The organism is Pseudomonas gingeri, from assembly GCF_013386115.1.
Lineage (GTDB): Bacteria > Pseudomonadota > Gammaproteobacteria > Pseudomonadales > Pseudomonadaceae > Aquipseudomonas > Aquipseudomonas gingeri.
In genome coordinates this window covers 179,758-200,867 of sequence record NZ_JACAOR010000014.1, presented here as the reverse complement: position 1 = coordinate 200,867, position 21,110 = coordinate 179,758, and the positions used below count along the sequence as shown (strand labels likewise).

Genomic DNA, 21,110 nt, shown 5'->3' with positions numbered 1-21,110 from the left:
TTTCCGGACTCCACGGGGACTAGTTGGTCGGAACGGGTTTGCGAAGAAAGAACACCAGCGGACTCACCACCAGCATCACCACCAGCAAAATCTTGAACTGGCCGATCACGGCGATGAACGCCGCCTGGCCGGTGATCATTTCGTTGAGCCCGGCCAGGGCCGGCAGCGACATCGGCGCGGCAAGCCGATACGCCGTCAGATGGCTGGCCAGCGCCAGGTGCATCGCCTGGGTGTTGTTGAAGAAGTACAACTGCACCACCGCCACCCCGAGGGTGCTGCCATAGACCCGGACCAGATTGAAAATCCCCGCGGCTTCCGGACGCAGCTTCGGGTCAAGCGTGCTGAACGCCATCTTGCTCAGCGCCGGCATCAACACCCCGAGACCGATACCCTGCAATGCACCGGCAATCGCCACCGGCCAGCTGTCCATCAGCGGCGAATAGCCGAGCATCAGCCCGTTGGCATACACCACCAGGGCGATACCCGCCGCCACCCATACCCGCGGGTCGACGCGCGGGGGCACCCGGCTCATCAGCAGGAAGGCGCCCACCAGGCCGATACCTCGCGGCAGGGTCAGGCCACCGGTCGTGTCGGGCGGATAACCGAGCAGTTCATCGAGCATCGGCGAGGTCAGGGCCATGGTCGACAACAGGACAAAACCCAGGGCGAAAAACATCACCGTCGACAACACGAAGTTGCGATCCCGAAACAGCCCCTTGCTGACAAAGTGCACCTTCGCGGTCAGCACATGGACCACGAACAGGTAAAGCCCAAGTCCGGCGGCCAGCGCTTCCAGCCAGATTTCCGGCGAGGCGAACCACTCCAGGCGCTCGCCCCGGTCGAGCAGCATCTGCAACCCGATCATGCCCAGGGTGAAGGTGCCGAAGCCGAAGAAGTCGAAGGACGGGCGTGTCCCGGCCTTTTTCTCCGGCAGCCACAGCGCCACCACCAGGAAGATGAACGCCGACAGCGGCAGGCTGATATGGAAGATCGCGCGCCAGCCGTAATGCTCACCGAGCCAGCCGCCGATACCCGGACCGGTGGCGATGCCCAGCAGCACGATGGCGGTCCAGGTCGCACCGAAGGTCGCGCGCCGTGCCGGTGCCAGGGTCTCCAGGGCAATCGCCATCGACAGCGGCGCCAGTACGCCACTGGCCAGCCCCTGGACAACCCGCGCCCCGACGAACTGCAGCGGCGTCGTTGCCAGGGTGGCGAGCAGCAGGCCCAGGGCGAAGATCGCCAGCGCGCCTTGGTACATCAGCTTCAGGCCATAACGGCCACCCAGCCACTGGGCGATCGGCAAGGTAATGGCGCTCGCCGCCAGGTAGGAGGTGAAGACCCAGCCGGCCTGGTCGTCGGTCATCGACAAGCTGCCCTGGAGCAACCGCAGCACCGCGTTCGGCAGCGGCAGGTTGGCAGACTGCATATAGGTCGCCAGCAGCGCGGCAAACCTCAGCGCACGCGCGCCCTCGGCCCCGTTCATTGCCCGCGGCTCGCGGTCAACAGCCCCTTGAGCGGCTGCCACCAGGGCGCCCGATAACCGGTATCGACCGTGACCGTGGCGCTGGTGCCGGAGAACAACGGCAGGCGCGGATCGACTTCATCGAGTTCGAGCCGGACCGGCACCCGCTGGATCACCTTGACCCAGTTGCCGGTGGCGTTTTCCGGAGGCAGCAGGGCGAAGTCCGCGCCGGCGCCGGGACTCATGCTGATGACACGGGCCTTGAACGGATGATCCGGGTAGGTATCGATGCTGATGGTCGCGGTCTGCCCCGGACGCATATGGGCCAGCTGGGTCTCGCGGAAGTTGGCCTCGACCCACACCTGGTGGGCCGAGAGCAAGGCAAAGGCCGGCGCGCCGCTGTTGAGATAGTTGCCGACCTGCAGGTCGTCGACCTTGGCGACGATGCCATCGTCCGGCGCATAGACCGTCGCATACGAGAGGTAGAGCCGTGCCTCGTCGAGCTGGGCCCTGGCCTCGCGAATCGCCGGGTGGCTGTCGATATCGATATTCGGATTGCCGTTCAACGCCACCACCGTATTGGCGATCTGCTGTTCAACGGACGCTATGCGTTGTCGCGCGACCTTGAGATCGGTGTCCGCACGCTCGTAGAGCGAGCGCGAGACGAACTCGCTGGCCATCAACGCCTTCTTCCTGGCGAACTCCTTTTCGTCGAAGCTCGCCGACTCCCGGGCCGATTGCAGCTCGGCCTGCTGCTGCCGATAGCTGGCCTTGAGCCCGGCGATGCGCAACCGCGCCACGCTCAGTTGGGCATCTGCCCGGTTGACGGCGATCTGCAAAGGCTCCGGATTGATCCGGAACAACACCTGGCCCTTGTGCACCTGCTGGTTGTCCTCGACCGCGATTTCAACCACCTGTCCGGAAATCCGCGCATTGATGGAAGCCTTGGCTACCCGGGCATAGGCGTTGTCGGTCGAGACGAAGGGCTCCGCCGCCAGGTAACGGGCAATGGCAACCGCCGCGAACAGCACTGGCAGCCCCACCATCAGCAGGGGTCGCACTCTTTCCTTCAAGGGCTTGCGAATGAACGCGTCCGCCTGGACTGGCCCCGGATGCTCGAAGTTGTGTGTCGCCGTACTGTCGAATTGCTTGGTCATGATCGAATTTACCTGTGGCCGGGGAGCACGCCTGGAACCGGGAATTTCTGAATTCCGATTTTTGTGCGACAATGTAAGAATATAGCCATCTCGGCCCTCACTCAAGGATTTTTGTACAACATGGCACAAAAAAAGACCGCCGAGGGAAAAGGCCGCGGCCGCCCTCGCGCCTACGACCCTCAGACAGCCTTGCAACAGGCGCTCGGGGTGTTCTGGAATACCGGCTATGCCGGGGCCTCCCTGGACAGCATCGCCACGGCGGCGGGCATGAACCGCCCCAGCCTGTATGCCGCCTTCGGGGACAAGCACGCGCTCTATATCAAGGCGCTCGAACAGTACTGGGAGATGGCCGCGGCGGCCGTCGACGAGGCGTTGAAAGATCGCTCCCTGACCCTCGGCGAGGCATTGCAGCGTTTCTACGAGGGGCAGTTGTCGATCTACTTCTCCGGTGACGGCCAGCCACGGGGTTGCTTCATGATCGGCACGGCAACCACCGAGGCGGTCGAGGATCCGGCCATCCGCGAGATTCTTTCCAACCGCCTCGGCCGCCTCGATGCCGAGCTGGAAACCCGCCTGCGGGCGGCAATCGAGGCCGGCGAATTGCACGCCGATGCCGACCCGGCGGCCCTGGCGGCCCTGGCCTCGGGCCTGATGCACAGCATTTCGATACGGGCCCGGGCGGGTAAATCCCGGGCCGAACTGTCCGAGCTGGCGCGCAACGCGGTCAGGGTCATCTGCGGATGAGTCCGCGCTTGTGAGGTGTGTGGTGGCTGAAGGACTCGAAGATATTCTGGCCGGGCAACTGGCGGTGGTTTTCTGTGGCATCAACCCGGGGTTGATGGCGGCAGCCCAGGGACATCACTTCGCCGGGCGCAACAATCGGTTCTGGCGCACGCTGCATCTGGCCGGTTTCACCCCCGAGGAACTGCGTCCGGAAAACGACCGCACGCTCTTGCAGTACGGATGCGGGTTGACCACCGTGGTCGAGCGACCGACAGCGCGGGCGGACCAGTTGTCCCGCGATGAATTCAGCGCGGCGGCGGCCGGTTTCGAACACAAGATCGCCCGCTACGCCCCCGGCTGCGTGGCCTTTCTCGGCAAGGCCGGGTACTGCGGATTATCCGGCCAGCGGGACGTCGCCTGGGGGCTGCAACCACGGCGCCTGGCAGACGCCTCGGTGTGGGTCCTGCCCAACCCCAGCGGGCGCAATCTCGCCTTTTCCCTAGAGCAACTGGTGAGCGCCTATCGGCAGCTTCGTCTGACCCTGGGCGCCGGCCGGTAGGAAATACGCCCGTCAACCTTTCGATATGAGCCAACTAAAGGCACAATGCGCGTCCTTTTTTGGCTAGCCCCGCCGGAGGCCTCGAAATGATCAAGACGCCGTACTACCTCATCGACAAGCAGAAGCTGCTGGTCAACCTGCAGAAGATCGCCTACGTGCGCGAGCACTCCGGAGCCAAGGCGCTGCTGGCGCTCAAGTGCTTCGCCACCTGGTCGGTGTTCGACCTGATGCAGCAATACATGGACGGCACGACGTCGTCGTCGCTCTACGAGCTCAAGCTCGGTCGCCAGAAATTCGTCGGCGAGACCCACGCCTACAGCGTGGCCTGGGCCGACGACGAGATCGGCGAGATGCTCGAGAACTGCGACAAGATCATCTTCAACTCCATCGGCCAGTTGCAGCGCTTTGCCGAAGCCTCCAAGGGCAAGGTCCGCGGCCTGCGGGTCAACCCCCAGGTGAGCAGTTCCGACTACCTGCTGGCCGACCCGGCACGGCCGTTCAGCCGCCTGGGCGAGTGGGATCCGGCGAAGATCGAACAGGTCATCGGGCAGATCTCCGGCTTCATGTTCCACAACAACTGCGAGAACGGCGACTTCGGCCTGTTCGACCAGATGCTGGGGACCATCGAGGAGCGCTTCGGCCACCTGCTGCACAAGGTCGAGTGGGTCAGCCTTGGCGGCGGCATCCATTTCACCGGTGAAGGCTATGCCCTGGATGAGTTCTGCGCGCGCCTCAAGGCGTTCTCGCAGAAGTACGGCGTACAGGTCTACCTGGAGCCGGGCGAAGCGGCAATCACCCAGAGCGCCTCTCTGGAAGTCACCGTGCTCGACACCCTCTACAACGGCAAGAACCTGGCGGTGGTGGACAGTTCCATCGAAGCCCACATGCTCGACCTGCTGATCTATCGCCTGGACGCCAAGATGGCGCCGAGCGACGGCGAACACACCTACATGGTGTGCGGCAAGTCCTGTCTGGCCGGAGACATCTTCGGCGAGTACCCCTTCGATCGTCCGCTGTCCATCGGCGATCGGCTGTCGTTCGTTGACGCGGCAGGCTACACCATGGTCAAGAAGAACTGGTTCAACGGCTTGAAGATGCCGTCCATCGTAGTGAAACAACTCGACGGTACAGTCGAGGTCGTTCGTGAGTTCGGTTACGAAGACTACCTGTCCAGCCTTTCGTAAGCTGGCGGATTGAGGAGAAATGAAAAAATTGAAGAAGAACGTACTTATCATTGGTGCAGGAGGTGTCGCCAAGGTGGTGGCCCACAAGTGCGCGCAGCACAACGACGAACTCGGTCGTATTGCTATCGCGTCGCGCAACATCTCCAAATGCCAGGCCATCATCGACAGCGTCAAGGCCAAGGGCAGCCTCAAACAGCCCGCTGATATCCAGGCCTTCACGCTGAACGCCCTGGATGTCGAAGCGACCAAGGCGCTGATCCGCGAAACCGGATCGCAGATCGTCATCAACGTCGGCTCCGCGTTCCTCAACATGTCGGTGCTGCGTGCCTGCATCGATACCGGCGTGGCGTACCTCGACACCGCCATCCACGAAGAGCCGGGCAAGGTCTGTGAAACACCGCCCTGGTACGGCAACTACGAGTGGAAACACCTCGAGGAATGCCAGCAGAAGAACATCACCGCCATCCTTGGCGTGGGCTTCGACCCGGGTGTGGTCAATGCCTATGCGGCACTGGCGCAGCAACAGTATTTCGACCGCATTGACTCGATCGATATCCTCGACGTCAACGCCGGTTCCCACGGCAAGTATTTCGCCACCAACTTCGATCCCGAGATCAATTTCCGCGAATTCACCGGACAGGTGTGGAGCTGGCAGGACAGCCAGTGGACCAGCAACACCATGTTCGAAGTCAAGCGTACCGACGACCTGCCGGTGGTGGGTGCGCAGAACCTGTACCTGACCGGCCACGATGAAGTGCACTCGCTGTCGAAGAACCTCGACGTGCCCAACGTGCGCTTCTGGATGAGCTTCGGCGAGCACTACATCAACGTCTTCACCGTGCTGAAGAACCTCGGCCTGCTTTCCGAGAAACCGGTCCGCACTGCCGAAGGCCTGGAAGTCGTGCCGCTGAAAGTGGTCAAGGCCGTACTGCCGGACCCCGCCTCGCTGGCACCGGGTTATGTCGGCAAGACCTGCATCGGCGACCTGGTCAAGGGCAGCAAGGATGGCCAGCCACGCGAGCTGTTCATCTACAACGTGGCCGACCACGAGGACGCCTACGCCGAGACCGACAGCCAGGGCATCTCCTACACCGCCGGCGTACCGCCAGTGGCCGCGGCCCTGCTGGTCGCCCGTGGCGAGTGGGACGTGCAGCGCATGGCCAACGTCGAGGAACTGCCGGCCGAGCCGTTCCTCAAGGCGCTGGATGCCATGGGGCTGCCAACCCGTATCAAGGACGAGCACGGCGATCGCGCGTGGGATGCTATCGCCTGATAGTCCCGCCCACGTCCGGCTGAACAGAAACGCCCCGACCTGCCAGGTTCGGGGCGTTTTTTATTGCCGGTCGGCAGCGAGATTCAATCGACCGCGCAGACACCGCCGGGGCGACCCGCACCCTGGAAATCGGCAATCTGCTGCCACATCGCCGGTGGATTGGAATACATCGGGAAATGCCCGCACTGCGCGATGGGCGCCAGCCGCACGCCCTCGGCCTGGATATGCCCGAGGTAGGACAGCGAGGCGTTCTGCTCGCCGTACATGAACATCCGCGGGCATTCCAGCCCGAGGAACTTGCCCATCAGGTCGGCGTGATCGGAAAGGTCGACCATCGATTCGAAGATGCCACGCACCGCCCCTGCCCGTACCTTGTGGCGCAGGCTCGCCGAATACAACGCACTGGCATAAGCCGGCGCCTGCCGGGCGCGCTCGATGAACGCGGTGAAAAACACCTCGGGATCCTCCGCCGGGTAATCCACGATCTGCCGGCTGAGAAAGCAGTCCTCCGGGGCGATATTGCCCTCGATATCGACAAAGCTGAGAACCCGCCCGGGGAACTGATGGGCCAGCATCAGCGCGGTCAGCCCGCCCATGGAGTGGCCGACCAGATGGAACCGCTCGATGCCGAAATGCTCCAGTACCTGCAACGCCGTCTGCCGCAGGAAGGGAATGGAAATCCGCGACAGGTCGCTGCACTGGCTCTCACCGCAGCCCGGCGCGTCATAGGCGACAAAGGGGTGACCGGCAAACGCGGGTTGCAGCACGATGTCGGCGTAGTCCTCCTTGGTCGAGCCAAATCCATGCAGGAAGACGATCGGCGCCAGGCTGCCCTCGCGATGAATGGCGGCGATGTCCAGCTGGACACCCTCGACCGTCAGGGGCAGTCGTGCGTGAGTGAAGGTTTCGGGTGAAGACACGGGAACAGCTCCTTGAACAAAAGCCCAGGCGGCAATTTCCGGGAGATCGCGGCAGGTGTAAATGACGGTTTGGCGAAGACGTCCATACGCCAAACCTATCAGTGTCGGAACAGCGCCCCGCTCAGCCCCCGGCCCGGTAGTGCGCGACCACTTCTTCCACCAGCGGATTGGGCCGCTGCGTATTCCAGGCCAGTGCCGTGGTGACCACCTGCAGCTTCTGGCTCAAGGGGCGAAACACCACATTATCCGGTGCGAGCTTCTTCAGCGCGGCCGGCACCAACGCGATGCCCTGGCCGTAACTGACAAAGGCGATCTGCGAGGCGACCGAACGCACTTCATGCAGCACCCGCGGGGAAAAGCCGCTGGCCCGGCAAGTGGCGATCAGGTTGTCGAAATACACCGGGCTGACCTTGCGCGAAAACATCACCAGCGGCTCGTTGGCCAGGCTCGACAGGCTGATGCGCGAGCGCGCGGCCAGCGGATGATCGCCAGGCAGCGCCACCACCAGACGATCCTCGGTCAACGGCAACGACTGGATCGACGCTCCGAGATCACCGTCCAGGCGGGCAAAGGCCAGGTCGATATCCCCGGACTCCAGCGCGGGCAGCGCTTCAACGCTGTCGATTTCCCGCACGGACACGGTCAGGTGCGGATAGCGGCTCTTCAGTTGTTCGATCAGCCCGGGCAGCACATCGAACATCGCCGTCGAGATCGCACCGATAGTCAGCATGCCCGACTGCCCCGCCACCGCTTCCTCGACGGCCAGTTCCAGGCGCTCCAGTTGCTCGGCGAACTTGCGCACCGCCGGCAGGATCGCGGCGCCGACCGGGGTCAGTTTCGCGCCACGCCGCGAGCGCTCGAAGAGCGTGACCTTGAGGGCCTGCTCCAGCACCTGGATCTGCTCGCTCAGCGGCGGCTGGGACATCCCCAGGCGCTTGGCGGCACGGCCGAAGTTCTGTTCCTCGGCAACCGCCAGGAACAACCAGAGATGACGAATCAGGCGGAAATTGATCATGACTTATCCATAGGTTCAGCGTATCCAACGCTTCTGTGATTAGTAATATACCTATGGAATGAGGTCGCCGACACTGGCCATCTCCGTCACCCCAGGGGCTCTCCGATGTCCAACAAAAACCTGACCGACCCACACTTGCTCGAGCGCCTCGCGGCGCTGGACACCAATACCGTGTCCGATGCACTCGACTTCCTCGGCCTGCCCGGCGCCACGGTGGGGCTGCGGCCCCTGTGGAACTGTCCGAAGATCGTCGGTCGCGCCAGCACCGTGCTGCTGGCGCCCAAGACCGACAGCAACCCGACCGTGCACCTGATCACGCCCGTGGTCGAGCAGATCCACAGCAACGATCGCGTACTGGTGATCGCCGGTGGCATCGAAGGCATTTCCTGCTGGGGCGACATCCTCGCCAATGCCGCGTCCGCCAGGCAGGTGCGCGGCACGGTGATCGACGGTTGCAGTCGCGATATCGACGGCAGCGAAGCCATCGGCTACCCGGTCTACGGTCGTGGCGTGACCATGATCAGTGCCCGTAACCGTGTGGTGCAGATCGATGCCGGGGTGACCATCGAAGTCGCCGGCGTCGCCGTCAGCGAAGACGACTATGTCATTGCCGACCGTTGCGGCACGGTGTTCGTACCCGCCCCGCGTATCGAGGCGGTGCTCGACCTGGGCGAACGCATTGCCCGTCGCCAGGACGGCATGGTCGAGGCCGTTCGCAGTGGTCGCTCGGTAGCCGAGGTGATGCATGACAGCCAGTTCGAAGCCATCAATGTGGAGCAAACCCGATGAACCGTGAAGACCAGGCCCTCGTGGCCCTGTTCGAAGGCCTGGACACCCCGGGCGTATCCGATGCCATGGACAAGCTCGGCCTGCCCGGCCAATGCCTGGGCATCGCGCCCCTGGACAACTACTCAAAGGTCATCGTCGGCCCGGCGTTCACCGTGCAGTACGTCTCGGCGAGCGTGCCGCCGGGCACCGTGGGCGACTTTATCGAGGACGTGGCGGCAGGTGACATCGTCGTCATCGACAACGGCGGACGTACCGACTGCACCGTCTGGGGCGACATCATGACCCAGTACGCCGGCACCCGCGGGATCGCCGGTACCGTTATCGACGGCGTCTGCCGCGACGTCAACAAGGCCCTGGGGGACGGCTACCCGATCTTCAGCCAGGGCCGCTTCATGCGCACCGGCAAGGACCGGGTGCAGGTGCAGTCGGTCAACCAGCCGGTGTCCATCGGCAGCGCCCGGGTCTGTGACCGCGACATCGTCGTCGCCGATGCCAATGGCGTGGTGGTCGTGCCGCGGGATCGCGCCGCCGAAGTGGCCGCCTGCGCACGCCGGATCGAAACGATCGAAGCCGAGATCCGCGCCCTGATCGCCCAGGGCAAGACCCTCAAGGAAGCCCGCGCGGCGCTGGGTTACCACAGTCTGCAGAGGAAAGCATGAGCAGCGATAGCCAACGCCTGAACACACGCCTGGCCAGCGCGCAGCCCTCGGCCACCTACCGGATCATCGACCGGGTCGCGGAACGCCGGGCACAAGGTGCGACGATCATTTCCCTGTGCGCGGGCGAACCCGACTTCGACACCCCGGCCCATGTCCGTGCCGCGGCCATCGACGCCATCGAGCACGGCCACACCCGCTACACCCAGGTCGCCGGGGTGCGGGCGCTGCGCGAAGCAGTGGCCGCCAAGTTCCGCCGCGAGAACGGCCTGGATGTCGGCTGGCAGGACACCCTGGTGTGCAACGGCGGCAAGCAGGTGATCTACAACGCCCTGGCCGCGACCCTCAACGAGGGCGACCAGGTCATCGTGCCGGCGCCGTACTGGGTCAGCTACCCGGAAATGGTGCAACTGTGCGGCGGCGAGAACCGGATCGTCACCTGCACGGCCGACAGCGGCTTCAAGCTGACCGCGGCCGCCCTGGCGGCGGCGATCACCCCACGGACCCGCTGGCTGATCCTCAACTCGCCGTCCAACCCGACGGGGGCGGTGTACAGCCGCGATGAACTGCGCGCCCTGGCCGATGTGTTGCTGGATCATCCGCAGGTGCTGGTCCTGGCCGACGATATCTATGAACACCTGATCTTCGACGACCAGCCCTTCCATACCCTGGCCCAGGTGGAGCCACGCCTGCAGGCGCGCACCCTGACCATGAACGGTGTATCCAAGGCCTATGCCATGACCGGCTGGCGCATCGGCTTTGCCACGGGGCCGCGCTGGTTGCTGGAGGCCATGGAGAAGCTGCAGGGGCAACAGACCTCGGGCGCCAGCTCGATCTCGCAGCAGGCGGCAATCGCCGCCCTGCAAGGTCCCAAGGACTTCATCCAGGACAGCCGGGCGGTTTTCCAGCGTCGTCGGGACCTGATGGTGGCGCTGCTCAACGACATACCGGGACTGCACTGCGTGAGTCCGGCGGGCGCGTTCTATGCCTTCGCCTGTTGCGCCGGCCTGATCGGCCGCACCTCCGCCGGTGGACGACTGCTGAGCAGCGACGAGGACGTCGCCCACGCCCTGCTGGACGAGGCGGATGTGGCCGTCGTGCACGGCAGCGCGTTCGGCCTGGGTCCCTATATCCGCATCGCCTACGCGCTGGATGACACCTCCTTGCGCCAGGCCTGCGAAGCCATCCAGCGGTTCTGTCACGCGTTGCGCTGAGCGCGTTTTTGCAACGGAGCCCGGCCAGCGCCGGGCTTCGGCACTTTCCTCGCACAACTCATTACACCACATCACTAATGATGTTCTCGAATCCGTATTTATCCGCAACCGACAACCTAATAGATTGACTCCACTGCCTGCCCATCATGCCGATGGCCAGCCCACTGGAGAGTTGTCATGCCTTTCGTCAGCGTACGCATCACCCGCGACGGCGTTACCTCAGAGCAGAAAGCCCAGGTCATTGCCGAAATCACCGAAACCCTGGAACGGGTCCTCCACAAACGCCCGGACCTGACCCATATCGTGATCGAGGAAGTCGATACCGATAACTGGGGCTACGCCGGGATCACCACCACCGAGTACCGCAAGCAACTGGCGCAGAACCCGTCATGAGCGCGCCCGTCAGAATCGACTTCATCTCCGACGTGGTCTGCCCCTGGTGCGCCCTGGGCGTAACGGCCCTGGAACAGGCAATCGCCAACCTGGCCGGTGAAGTGGCGGTGGAATTGACGTTCAAACCCTTCGAACTGAACCCGGACATGCCGGCCGAGGGCGAGAACGCGGTCCGTCACATGATGCGCAAATACGGTCGCAGCGCCGAGGAAGTCGCCGCCGGCAAGCAGATGTTGATGACACGCGGCGAGGCCATCGGCTTTCAGTTCGACCTGGAAAAACGCAGCCACTTCTACAACACCTTCGATGCCCACCGCCTGCTGCTCTGGGCCTTGCAGCAAGGACGGCAGATCGAACTGAAGCGAGCGCTGCTGCGCGCCTACTTCAGCGACGGCCAGAATCCGAGCGACCGCGAGACCCTGGTGCGCCTGGCGAGCGAAGCGGGACTGGAGGCAACGGCTGCCCGCGAAGTGCTGGATTCGGCTGCTTTCGCCGACGAAGTCCGTGAACTGCAAGCGTTCTATCGCGGACGCGGCATCAACTCGGTGCCGGCCATGATCCTCAACGAACGCCACCTGGTCTCCGGTTCGCAATCGGTCGCTTACTACGAACAGATGCTGCGGGAAATCTCATCCGCCGCAGCCTGATTGATCACGCTCTACCCCACTTACTGTCCCCAGAGGTTTTTATCATGAGCAATGCAAAGAAAGTCGTAGTGATTACCGGCGCCTCCCAAGGTATCGGCGCCGCCGTGGTCAAGGCCTTCCGTGACCTGGACTACCGGGTGGTCGCCACCTCCCGTTCGATCCAGCCGTCCACCGACCCGGACATCCTCGCCATCGCCGGCGACATCGCCGACCCGGCCACCGCCCAGCGGGTGATCCGTGAAGGCGTGGCGCGTTTCGGTCGCATCGACAGCCTGATCAACAACGCCGGGATCTTTATCGCCAAGCCGTTCACCGGTTACACCCACGAAGACTACGTCAACGTGCTGGCGGTCAACCTCAATGGCTTCTTCTACATCACCCAGTTGGCGATCAACGAGATGGAGAAGCAAGGCGGCGGCCATATCGTCAACATCACCACCAGCCTGGTGGACCATGCCATCGACGGCGTGCCTTCGGTGCTGGCTTCGCTGACCAAGGGCGGCCTCAACTCGGCGACCAAATCCCTGGCGATCGAATACGCCAAGCGCGGGATCCGGGTCAACGCGGTCAGCCCCGGCATCATCAAGACGCCGATGCACGGCGAGGAAACCCACGCCGCGCTGGGGCAGTTGCACCCGATGGGACACATGGGCGAAGTCAGGGACATTGCCCAGGCGATCGTCTACCTGGAATCGGCCGGTTTTGTCACCGGCGAGATTCTCCACGTCGATGGCGGCCAGAGCGCCGGGCACTGAGTCCTTCGCCTGCATGAAAAACGCCCCGGCCCCTGAGGTTCGGGGCGTTTTCATTGGCCGCGAGCCTGCGCACGACGGTCGCCGCGGAGACAGTGTGTCGCCCAAAGGGCACCAATCGACCCGATAGTCCTGTCTATACTGTCGCCCCCCCGTGCAACCTCAGGTATTCCTGCAATAATCCAGTTCAAGATGCCCGGGCGCCCTACGAGAGACAGTGAATGGAACGCATCGATGCTTCATTTCCGGATATTGCCGCCTTTGTCGGCGTGGCCCAGACCGGCAGTTTTACCCGCGCGGCGGAAAATCTTTCGACCAGCAAATCCAATGTCGGCAAGGCCGTCCAGCGCCTGGAGGCCAGGCTCGGGACCAAATTGTTCCAGCGCACCACCCGCGCCGTACGCCTGACCGAGGACGGTGAAACCTACCTGAGCGCCGCCACCGCGGCCCTCGACGGCCTGCGCGATGCCGCCCAGGCGCTGGCGGCCCGCAAGGAAGAACCCATCGGCCGGGTGCGGCTGGATATCCCATCGGGTTTCCGCCAGTTGTTCCTGCCGACCCTCTCCGAGCTGCGCCAGCGCTATCCGCAGGTGACGCTGGAGCTGTCCATGACCGATCGCATGTCCGATGCCGTCGGCGAAGGCTGGGACATCGTCGTCAGGGCCGGCGAGTTGCCCCAGGACAGCGAAATGACCGTGCGCAAGCTGTGCAACATCACCCTCAGCCTGTATGCCTCCCCCGACTACCTCGCCCGCCACCCGCCGATAGAGACCACCGCGGACCTGGCCAATCATGAGGCGGTGATCTTTCGTGGTTTCACCGGGCGGTTGCGGCCCTGGACGATCACGGACAATGGTCATGTCCGGGAGTTTTCGCCGACACCGGTGCTGGTGGTCTCGGATGGCCAGGCACTGATCGATGCAACCGTTGTCGGACTCGGTATCGCGCAAATCTTCGACAAGGTCGCGCAACTCTACGTGGACTGCGGCAAGCTCGTGCGGGTCCTGCCTGCCGCCGATACCCCCGGCCCGCCCGTGCATGCCCTGATTCCCCTGGGCCACCGGATGCCGGCGAAGAACCGCGCGGTGCTGAACTACCTGGCCGACCGCCTGCGCTAGTCCCTCCCCCGCGTGACAGAAAACCGCCCAATGAAAAAGGCCGCGCAAGCGGCCTTTCCAGACAACGTCCGTCACCTCAGGCCGATTTGCGCTCCTCATGCAGCGCCACGATATCGGCCTCGTCCCGCAGGGCCTTCTGTACCGAGGCACGGGCATCGATACGGGCCTTGTACGCCATCAGGTTTTTCAGATGGGTGATCGGCGCGCCGGAACGCTCATGCCACCAGGTACCGAACACATAGGCATCGGCCACGGTGAACGTGTCGCCGGTCAGGTAGGCACGGCCATCGGCCAGGCGGGCATCGAGTACCGCGTAGGCGCTGACCAGCTTGTCCCGGGTCCATTGGCTGCCGGCTTCGGTCAGCAACTTGCGCATCAGGGGGATATGCTTCTGGGCGATCTCGGTCGCCAGGAAGTTCAGCAACTGATCGAACTTGGCGCGCTCCAGCGTGCCGCTCGCCGGTGCCAGTTGCGACTCGGGAAACTGGTCGGCCAGGTAGGAAGAGATGATCACCGTCTCGGACAGTTGATCGTTCTGGCCGTTGTCGAGAACCAGCACCGGTACATAACCCAGTGGATTGACCTGATTGAAGTCATCACCGTTGGAGGTGCTCTTGCCGAACACATCGTAGTGGATCAGCTCGGGGGTCAGGCCCAGTTCGTTGGCAACGATCTGGACAGTCTGGGAGCAGGTCTGATTGGCGATGTAGAGTTTGTGCATGATGGCTTTACCTGAAGTGGGTTGGCGGTGTCGGGCCCTGATCGGGCCCGATGGATAAAGTGTGTGCTTGCAGACTTCGTGGATAAACAATCGAAAAAGAGATGCTCTGTAGTTCCGTGGGCGACAATCAGGCCGCGTCACCGACGCCCGCATCGGCCACCGAACGGTCCTTGCTCAACAGGCCCAGCACGACGGCGGCGCAGGCCAGGGTGATCAGAGTCAGGATGTGCAGCAGGTACTGGAACGCCGTCGCGTACCCGGCGATCAGGCGCTCGTTGGCCAGCCCCGGCACCGTATTGATCGCATGGGCCATGTCGCCCGTGGTCACCCGGTGCGCGGTTTCGGCGATCAGCGCCGCCTCGGCACTGCCAGCCACCACCTGAACGGCGTCGGACAGGTTGCTGTGCAACAGCGACGCCAGCATCGCCGCCACGCTGGCCAGGGCAATGCCCTCGCCCGCCACCCGCACGGTGTTGAAGATCCCGGCGGCCATGCCGGCGCGCTCTTTCGGCACGACGCTGACCGACAGGCCATCCATCAGGCCCCAGGGCAGGCCGGCACCGATGCCGATCAACAGCATCGGGGCGACCAGGCCGAATTTCGGCTCGCCGACGTTGTACAGGCTCAGCCAATGCAGACCCACGGCCGCCATCAGGAAGCCCACGCCCGAGAGGATGCCCGCCGAGACAAAGCGGGTCAGCGAGGCGGCCAGCATCGGCACCACCAGCATCGGTGCGGATAGCGCCAGTAACAGCAGGCCGGCATCGATTTCACTCAGGCCTTCGACGCCGATAAAGCGCAACGGCAGCATGACCACCAGCACGATGTAGCAGTAGCAGGTGCCGATCGGCAGCATCTGCACACCGACGAAACGCGGGAAGCGGAACAGAGTCAGGTCCAGCATCGGTCGCTTGACGTGCATCTCGATCAGCACGAAGGCCACCAGCAGCACCGCCGACGCGACCAGCAGGCCGACCACCAACGGGCTGCCCCAGCCGCTGTCGGGCGCCTGGATCACGCCAAAAGTGAACAGGGCCAGCACCGCGCTGAACGTCAGGGTGCCAGGCCAATCAAGGCCCACGGCGTCGGGATCGCGGGTTTCGCGCATGCGTGGCAGGCCGAAGACCATGGCGATCACCCCGATCAGCGCGGTGAAGACAAAGATCGCCCGCCAACTGAAGGCTTCGATCAGCACGCCGGCCACCAGGGGGCCAAACGCCAGGCCGATACCGAAGGTGGTGCCAAGCATACTGAACGCACGAGTACGCGCATGCCCCTCGAACTCCTGCGCCAGGGCGGCCGAACCGCTGGCCAGCGCCGCGGCACCGGCAACGCCCTGGATGGCGCGCAGGACATCCAGCCAGAACACCGAGGGTGCCAGGCTCTGCGCCACCGAAGCAGCGGTGAACAGCAGCATGCCGAAGGTGAACAGGCGCTTGCGCCCGTAGACATCGGCCAGCGCTCCGGCCGCCATCAGCAAGCTGCCGAAGGACAGCATGAAGGCGTTGGTGATCCAGGTCAGGGCCACCGGACTGCCGCCCAGGTCGCGGCCGATGGCAGGCGTGGCAACGGCCCCGCCGGTAAAACTCAGGGGCAGCACCAGGGCGGAAAGACAGATGGCTGCAAGAATGAGTAACTTGTCCCGCGACTGAGTCGCGTGATCGATGGAGGTCATGATTTCACCGTGAGTGGGATGGAAAATGGCGCGGCAGCCGCGGAAGATCCGGCTGCCGGCTGCCAGTCAAGGTTGCGAAAGCGCCGTGTCGAGCGGGATCGGCGCGGCATCGCCCCAACCACCGCCCAGGGCGCGGATCAGATTGACCGTGGCGGCCGCCTGCACACCGTCCAGCTGCACCGCCGCGCGGCGTGACTGCAAGGCCACCCGCTCGGCATCGATGACCGCCAGATAGCTGGCATCGCCTTCGCTGTACCGGGCCCGGGCCAATGCCGCCGCGCGCCGGGAAGCCTCCACGGCCTGCGACTGGGTGCGGGTCTGGTCTTCCAGCACCCTCAGGTCGGAGAGGTTGTCTTCCACTTCGCGGAACGCCACCAGCACCTGTTGGCGGTAGTTGGCAACGTCTTCCTCGTAGACCGCCCGGGCATTGGCCAGATTGCCCTTGCGCAGGCCGCCATCGAAGATCGGCAGGTTGAGCGCGGTCCCGGCCAGGGGCCCGAGGAGGAAGGTGCGGCTGCTCCATTTGAAGAGATTGCCCAGCGAGCCCGATTCGAAACCCGCCATGCCGGTCAGGGTCAACGACGGAAAGAACGCCGCCTTCGCCACGCCGATCCGGGCATTGGCCGCGGCCATGGAACGCTCGGCCGCGGCGATGTCCGGACGCCGTTCCAGCAGTGACGACGGCAGGCCGGCGGGAATCCGCAGGTTCACCGGCTGGAGGGGCCTGGCGGCCAGGGTGAACTCTGCCGGTGCCTTGCCCAGCAGTACCGCGAGGCTGTGCTCCGACGTCGCGCGAAGGCGCTGCACGGTCATCCCCTCGGAACGCGCCGTCGCCAGCTCGGATTCGGCCCGGGCGACATCCAGATCGGCGATGTCGCCGGTCGAGTAACGCTGCTGAACCAGTTTCAAGGCCTGCTCACGCAACTCGATGGCCCGGTCGTAGACCTCGACTTGCGCGTCCAGCTCGCGCAACGCGAAATAGTTCTGCGCGACATCCGCCTGCAAGGCCAGCAGCACCGAGTGGAACACGGCTTCGCTGCGCTGGGTTTGCGCGTCGGCGGCATCCACCGTCGCCGCGACACGGCCGAACATGTCGACTTCGTAAGACACCCCGGTCTGGGCGCGCCACATCGTCTGGCTGGCCCCCTGGCCGCTGTCCGACTGGAACTGCGAGGCCGGCGAGACCTTCTCCCGGGTCGGGCCGAAACCCGCGTCCAGGGTCGGGAACAGCGCGGAACGGGCGGACTGGTTGAGCGCCCTTGCCTCTTTCAGCCGGGCTGCCGCCGCAACCAGGTTCTGGTTGGCGTCGCGGGCCTGGCTTTCCAGCTGATCGAGGGTGCTGTCGTTGAACACCCGCCACCACTCGCCCCTTGGAATGGCTTCCGACGGCTCGGCGGTTTTCCAGCTGCCGACCTCAGCCGGCTTTAAAAGCGGCTGGGTCTTTTCCTCCTTGTACGCCGGCGGCATCGACACCTGCGGCTTGAGGTAGGTCGGCGCCAGCGAGCAACCCGCCGTCGCCAGCAGGGTCGCCAACCAGACGGTGCCGAACAACAGGCGATTCAAGGCAACTGCTTTCATGTCGTTCTCCTTACTTCTCGTACGCGATTTCAGGCACGCGAACCGAAGGTCGGGTGGAAGGGATGGCTTGCGCCGAGGGTTCATGGCCGTCAAGCCCGAAGCCCGGGTGCGGGTGCTTGCCGTGCTTGTCCACCAGGTGCTCCACACCCGACAGCTTGCGCAGCAAGACGTAGAACACCGGCGTCAGCATCAGGCCGAACAAGGTCACCCCGAGCATGCCGAAGAACACCGCGACCCCCATGGCCTGGCGCATCTCGGCACCGGCGCCGGAGGAAAACACCAGAGGCACCACGCCCATGATGAAAGCGATGGAGGTCATCAGGATCGGACGCAGCCGCAGCCGGCTGGCTTCCACCGCCGCCTGGACGATGGTCCGTCCCTGCATCTCCAGTTCCCGGGCGAACTCGACGATCAGGATCGCGTTCTTCGCCGACAACCCCACCAGCACCATCAGGCCGATCTGGGTGAAGATGTTGTTGTCGCCGTTGGTCAGCCATACACCGAGCAAGGCGGAGAGAATGCTCATCGGTACGATCAGGATGATCGCCAGTGGCAAGGTCAGGCTTTCATACAGCGCCGCCAGTACCAGGAACACCAGCAACACACTGATCGGGAATACCCACAGCGCCGCGTTGCCCGCCAGTTCCTGCTGATAGGTCAGGTCGGTCCACTCGTACTTGATGCCGCGTGGAAACACTTCCCTGGCAATGCGATCGACCGCCGCCTGGGCCTGGCCGGACGAATAGCCCGGTGCCGGACCGCCGTTGATGTCCGCCGCGGTGTAGCCGTTGTAGCGCACGACCATTTCCGGGCCGTAGGTGGTGGTGACTTTGATCAGCGAAGACAGCGGCACCATCTCGCCCTTGTCATTGCGAGTCTTCAGCAAGCCGATGTTTTGCGCGGTGGCACGGAACGGCGCATCGGCCTGGGCGCGCACCTGGTACACACGACCGAAGGCGTTGAAGTCATTGACGTACATCGAGCCCAGGTAGATCTGCAGGGTGTCGAACACATCCGTCACCGAAACGCCCAACTGCTTGGCCTTGACCCGATCCAGGTCGACGTTGAGCTGCGGCATGTTGATCTGGAAGGTGGAGAACGCCGGGCCCAGCTCGGGGGCCTTGGCCGCGGCCGCGAGGAAGTCCTGGGTGGCCTTGTTCAACGCCTCATAGCCCAGGGCACCGCGGTCCTCGATCTGCAGCTTGAAGCCGCCGACGGTGCCCAGGCCGGCCACCGGCGGTGGTGGGAATACCGCGATGGCGGCGCCCTTGATCCCGGCATATCTGGCATTCAACTGCGCCACGATGGCCGATGCGGATTGCTCCCTGGAGCGGTATTTCGACGGTTCAAGCACCGGGAACACCAGCGCGCTGCTGGGCGAGTTGGCCAGGCTGACCGACAGGCCCGGGAACTGCGGCAGGTTCTTGACCCCGGGAATGGCCAGGGCGATATCGCCCATTTCCCGCACGACCTGCTCGGTGCGATCCAGGGTGGCACCGCTGGGCAGTTGCGCAATGGCGACCACATAGTCCTTGTCCTGCGCCGGCACGAAACCGCCGGGGACAATCTTGCCCATCCACACCGCGCCAGCGAGCAGGATGGCGTAGATCGCCAGCATCGCCAGCTTGCGGTTGACCACGCGGCGCACGCCATTGCCGTAGCTGTCCGAACCTCGGTTGAACACACGGTTGAACAGTTTGAAGAAGCGTCCGAACAGCGCATCCATGATCCGCGTCAGGCGATCCTTCGGTGCGTCGTGCCCCTTGAGCAGGATGGCCGAGAGAGCGGGCGACAGGGTCAGCGAGTTGAACGCCGAGATCACCGTCGAGATGGCGATGGTCATCGCGAACTGCTGGTAGAACTGTCCGGTCAGGCCGGACATGAACGCCAGCGGCACGAACACCGCCACCAAGGTCAGGGCGATGGCGATGATCGGCCCGCTGACCTCCTGCATGGCTTTATAGGTCGCGTCCCGCGGCGACAGGCCGTCGGCAATGTTGCGCTCGACGTTCTCCACCACGACGATGGCATCGTCCACCACGATGCCGATGGCCAGGACCATGCCGAACAGCGACAAGGCGTTGATGGTGTAGCCAAAGCCCAGCAGCAAGGCAAAGGTGCCGATGATCGACACCGGCACCGCCAGCAACGGGATCAGCGAGGCGCGCCAGGTCTGCAGGAACACGATCACTACCAGCACCACCAGGGCGATGGCTTCGAGCAGGGTCTGGATCACCGCGTGAATACTGTCGCGCACGAACTGCGTCGGGTCGTACTTGATGCCGTAGTCGACACCCTCGGGCATGTCCTGCCTGATCTCCTCCATAACCTTGCGCACGTCATCGGAGATCTGCAGCGAATTGGCATTGGGCTGCTGGAAGATGATCATCTGCACGGCCGGCTTGTTGTCCAGCATCGCCCGCAGGGTGTACTCGGATGCAGCCATCTCGACCCGCGCCACGTCGGACAGGTGAGTCACCGCCCCGCCGCCGGCCTTGAGAATGATGTCGCGGAATTCCTGCTCGGTCTTCAAGCGGCCCTGGGCATTGACGCTCAGTTGCATCGGCACGTTGGTCAGCATCGGCGCACCGCCGACGATGCCGGCCGCCACCTGCACGTTCTGCTCGCGGATGGCGTTGACCACATCGGTGGCGGTCAGGTTCAGGCGCGCCACTTTCTGCGGATCGAGCCAGATGCGCATCGAGTAGTCGCCGGCGCCCCACATCACCACTTCACCCACGCCGGGGATCCGCGCCAGGCGATCCTTGACGTTGATCAGGGCGTAGTTGCGCAGGTAGGTCAGGTCGTAGCGCTGGTTGGGCGAGGTGATGCTCACGCCCATGGTCAGGGTCGGCGACGACTTGACCGTGGTCACGCCCAGGCGCTGCACATCCGGCGGCAAGCGCGGCAAGGCCTGGGCCACGCGGTTCTGCACGAACTGCTGGGCCTTGTCGGGGTCGGTGCCGAGCTTGAAGGTCACGGTGGTGGTCAACTTGCCGTCGCTGTTGGCCAGCGACTGCATGTAGAGCATGTCCTCGACGCCATTGATCTGTTCTTCAATCGGCGAGGCCACGGTTTCGGCGATGACTTTCGGATTGGCGCCCGGGTACTCGGCGCGAACCACCACCGAAGGCGGCACCACTTCCGGGTATTCGGCGGTGGGCAGTCTGGTCAGGGCAATCAGCCCCGCCAGCACGATCACCACCGACAGCACGCCGGCGAAGATCGGCCGGTCGATAAAGAACTTGGAGATATTCATGATGAGGTTCTCGCG

19 protein-coding genes are annotated in these 21,110 nt (G+C 64.1%); 11 read left to right on the top strand and 8 right to left on the bottom strand.

The window, feature by feature from the left end:
* Positions 1-19 precede the first annotated feature (19 nt).
* Positions 20-1,483 carry an MFS transporter gene (locus HX881_RS27820; RefSeq protein WP_177087667.1) on the bottom strand — a complete coding sequence of 488 codons (1,464 nt, stop codon included), beginning with the start codon at positions 1,481-1,483 and terminating at the stop codon, positions 20-22.
* The gene (locus tag HX881_RS27815; RefSeq protein WP_177087665.1) at positions 1,480-2,619 is read right to left on the bottom strand and encodes an HlyD family secretion protein; all 1,140 of its coding nucleotides are present in this window, start codon (positions 2,617-2,619) and stop codon (positions 1,480-1,482) included. The genes HX881_RS27820 and HX881_RS27815 overlap by 4 nt, the downstream gene beginning before the upstream one ends.
* A gap of 120 nt (positions 2,620-2,739) precedes the next feature.
* On the opposite strand from HX881_RS27815, the gene HX881_RS27810 reads away from it, so the two are divergent.
* The 4 genes from HX881_RS27810 to HX881_RS27795 all read left to right on the top strand — a co-directional run bounded on the left by HX881_RS27810 (position 2,740) and on the right by HX881_RS27795 (position 6,358).
* Positions 2,740-3,363, top strand: coding sequence for a TetR/AcrR family transcriptional regulator (locus tag HX881_RS27810; RefSeq protein ID WP_177087663.1), 624 nt, complete (start codon positions 2,740-2,742; stop codon positions 3,361-3,363).
* Positions 3,364-3,385: 22 nt separating this feature from the next.
* Positions 3,386-3,901 (top strand): G/U mismatch-specific DNA glycosylase, encoded by a 516-nt coding sequence (mug, locus tag HX881_RS27805; protein ID WP_042936299.1) that lies wholly within the window; start codon positions 3,386-3,388, stop codon positions 3,899-3,901.
* 86 nt (positions 3,902-3,987) lie between these two features.
* The gene (locus HX881_RS27800; RefSeq protein ID WP_017128170.1) at positions 3,988-5,085 is read left to right on the top strand and encodes a carboxynorspermidine decarboxylase; all 1,098 of its coding nucleotides are present in this window, start codon (positions 3,988-3,990) and stop codon (positions 5,083-5,085) included.
* Between the two features lie 28 nt (positions 5,086-5,113).
* Positions 5,114-6,358: a saccharopine dehydrogenase family protein gene (locus HX881_RS27795; protein WP_103032660.1), complete on the top strand. Its 1,245-nt coding sequence runs from the start codon at positions 5,114-5,116 to the stop codon at positions 6,356-6,358.
* 83 nt (positions 6,359-6,441) lie between these two features.
* Here the strand turns inward: HX881_RS27795 and HX881_RS27790 are convergent, their stop codons facing one another.
* The gene (locus tag HX881_RS27790; protein ID WP_103032655.1) at positions 6,442-7,278 is read right to left on the bottom strand and encodes an alpha/beta fold hydrolase; all 837 of its coding nucleotides are present in this window, start codon (positions 7,276-7,278) and stop codon (positions 6,442-6,444) included.
* A 121-nt stretch (positions 7,279-7,399) separates the two neighbouring features.
* Positions 7,400-8,293 (bottom strand): LysR family transcriptional regulator, encoded by an 894-nt coding sequence (locus tag HX881_RS27785; protein WP_017128169.1) that lies wholly within the window; start codon positions 8,291-8,293, stop codon positions 7,400-7,402.
* Between the two features lie 105 nt (positions 8,294-8,398).
* Here HX881_RS27785 and HX881_RS27780 point away from each other — a divergent pair, with 105 nt between their 5' ends.
* From HX881_RS27780 to HX881_RS27750, 7 genes are all read left to right on the top strand, one after another.
* Entirely contained in the window at positions 8,399-9,082 is a 684-nt protein-coding gene (locus HX881_RS27780) for an RraA family protein (protein WP_017128168.1), read from the top strand.
* On the top strand, positions 9,079-9,741 hold the full coding sequence (locus HX881_RS27775; RefSeq protein WP_177087661.1) for an RraA family protein: 663 nt from the start codon (positions 9,079-9,081) through the stop codon (positions 9,739-9,741). Before HX881_RS27780 ends, HX881_RS27775 begins: the two co-directional genes overlap by 4 nt.
* Complete coding sequence (locus HX881_RS27770; RefSeq protein WP_017128166.1) at positions 9,738-10,952, top strand: pyridoxal phosphate-dependent aminotransferase; 1,215 nt, start codon at positions 9,738-9,740, stop codon at positions 10,950-10,952. The genes HX881_RS27775 and HX881_RS27770 overlap by 4 nt, the downstream gene beginning before the upstream one ends.
* A gap of 177 nt (positions 10,953-11,129) precedes the next feature.
* Positions 11,130-11,345 (top strand): tautomerase family protein, encoded by a 216-nt coding sequence (locus HX881_RS27765; RefSeq protein WP_017128165.1) that lies wholly within the window; start codon positions 11,130-11,132, stop codon positions 11,343-11,345.
* Entirely contained in the window at positions 11,342-11,992 is a 651-nt protein-coding gene (locus tag HX881_RS27760) for a DsbA family oxidoreductase (protein ID WP_177087659.1), read from the top strand. The genes HX881_RS27765 and HX881_RS27760 overlap by 4 nt, the downstream gene beginning before the upstream one ends.
* A 44-nt stretch (positions 11,993-12,036) precedes the next feature.
* Entirely contained in the window at positions 12,037-12,747 is a 711-nt protein-coding gene (locus tag HX881_RS27755; protein ID WP_042936201.1) for an SDR family NAD(P)-dependent oxidoreductase, read from the top strand.
* A 218-nt stretch (positions 12,748-12,965) separates the two neighbouring features.
* Positions 12,966-13,862, top strand: coding sequence for a LysR family transcriptional regulator (locus HX881_RS27750; protein ID WP_103032654.1), 897 nt, complete (start codon positions 12,966-12,968; stop codon positions 13,860-13,862).
* Positions 13,863-13,938: 76 nt separating this feature from the next.
* Here the strand turns inward: HX881_RS27750 and HX881_RS27745 are convergent, their stop codons facing one another.
* The 4 genes from HX881_RS27745 to HX881_RS27730 all read right to left on the bottom strand — a co-directional run bounded on the left by HX881_RS27745 (position 13,939) and on the right by HX881_RS27730 (position 21,095).
* Positions 13,939-14,583: a glutathione S-transferase family protein gene (locus HX881_RS27745; RefSeq protein WP_177087657.1), complete on the bottom strand. Its 645-nt coding sequence runs from the start codon at positions 14,581-14,583 to the stop codon at positions 13,939-13,941.
* Positions 14,584-14,710: 127 nt separating this feature from the next.
* A complete protein-coding gene (locus tag HX881_RS27740) occupies positions 14,711-16,258 on the bottom strand; it encodes an MFS transporter (RefSeq protein WP_177087655.1) in 1,548 nt (515 codons plus the stop codon).
* Between the two features lie 66 nt (positions 16,259-16,324).
* Positions 16,325-17,836, bottom strand: a complete 1,512-nt coding sequence (locus HX881_RS27735; protein ID WP_177087653.1) for an efflux transporter outer membrane subunit — start codon at positions 17,834-17,836, stop codon at positions 16,325-16,327.
* 10 nt (positions 17,837-17,846) lie between these two features.
* Positions 17,847-21,095, bottom strand: coding sequence for an efflux RND transporter permease subunit (locus tag HX881_RS27730; protein ID WP_177087651.1), 3,249 nt, complete (start codon positions 21,093-21,095; stop codon positions 17,847-17,849).
* Positions 21,096-21,110: the final 15 nt, after the last annotated feature.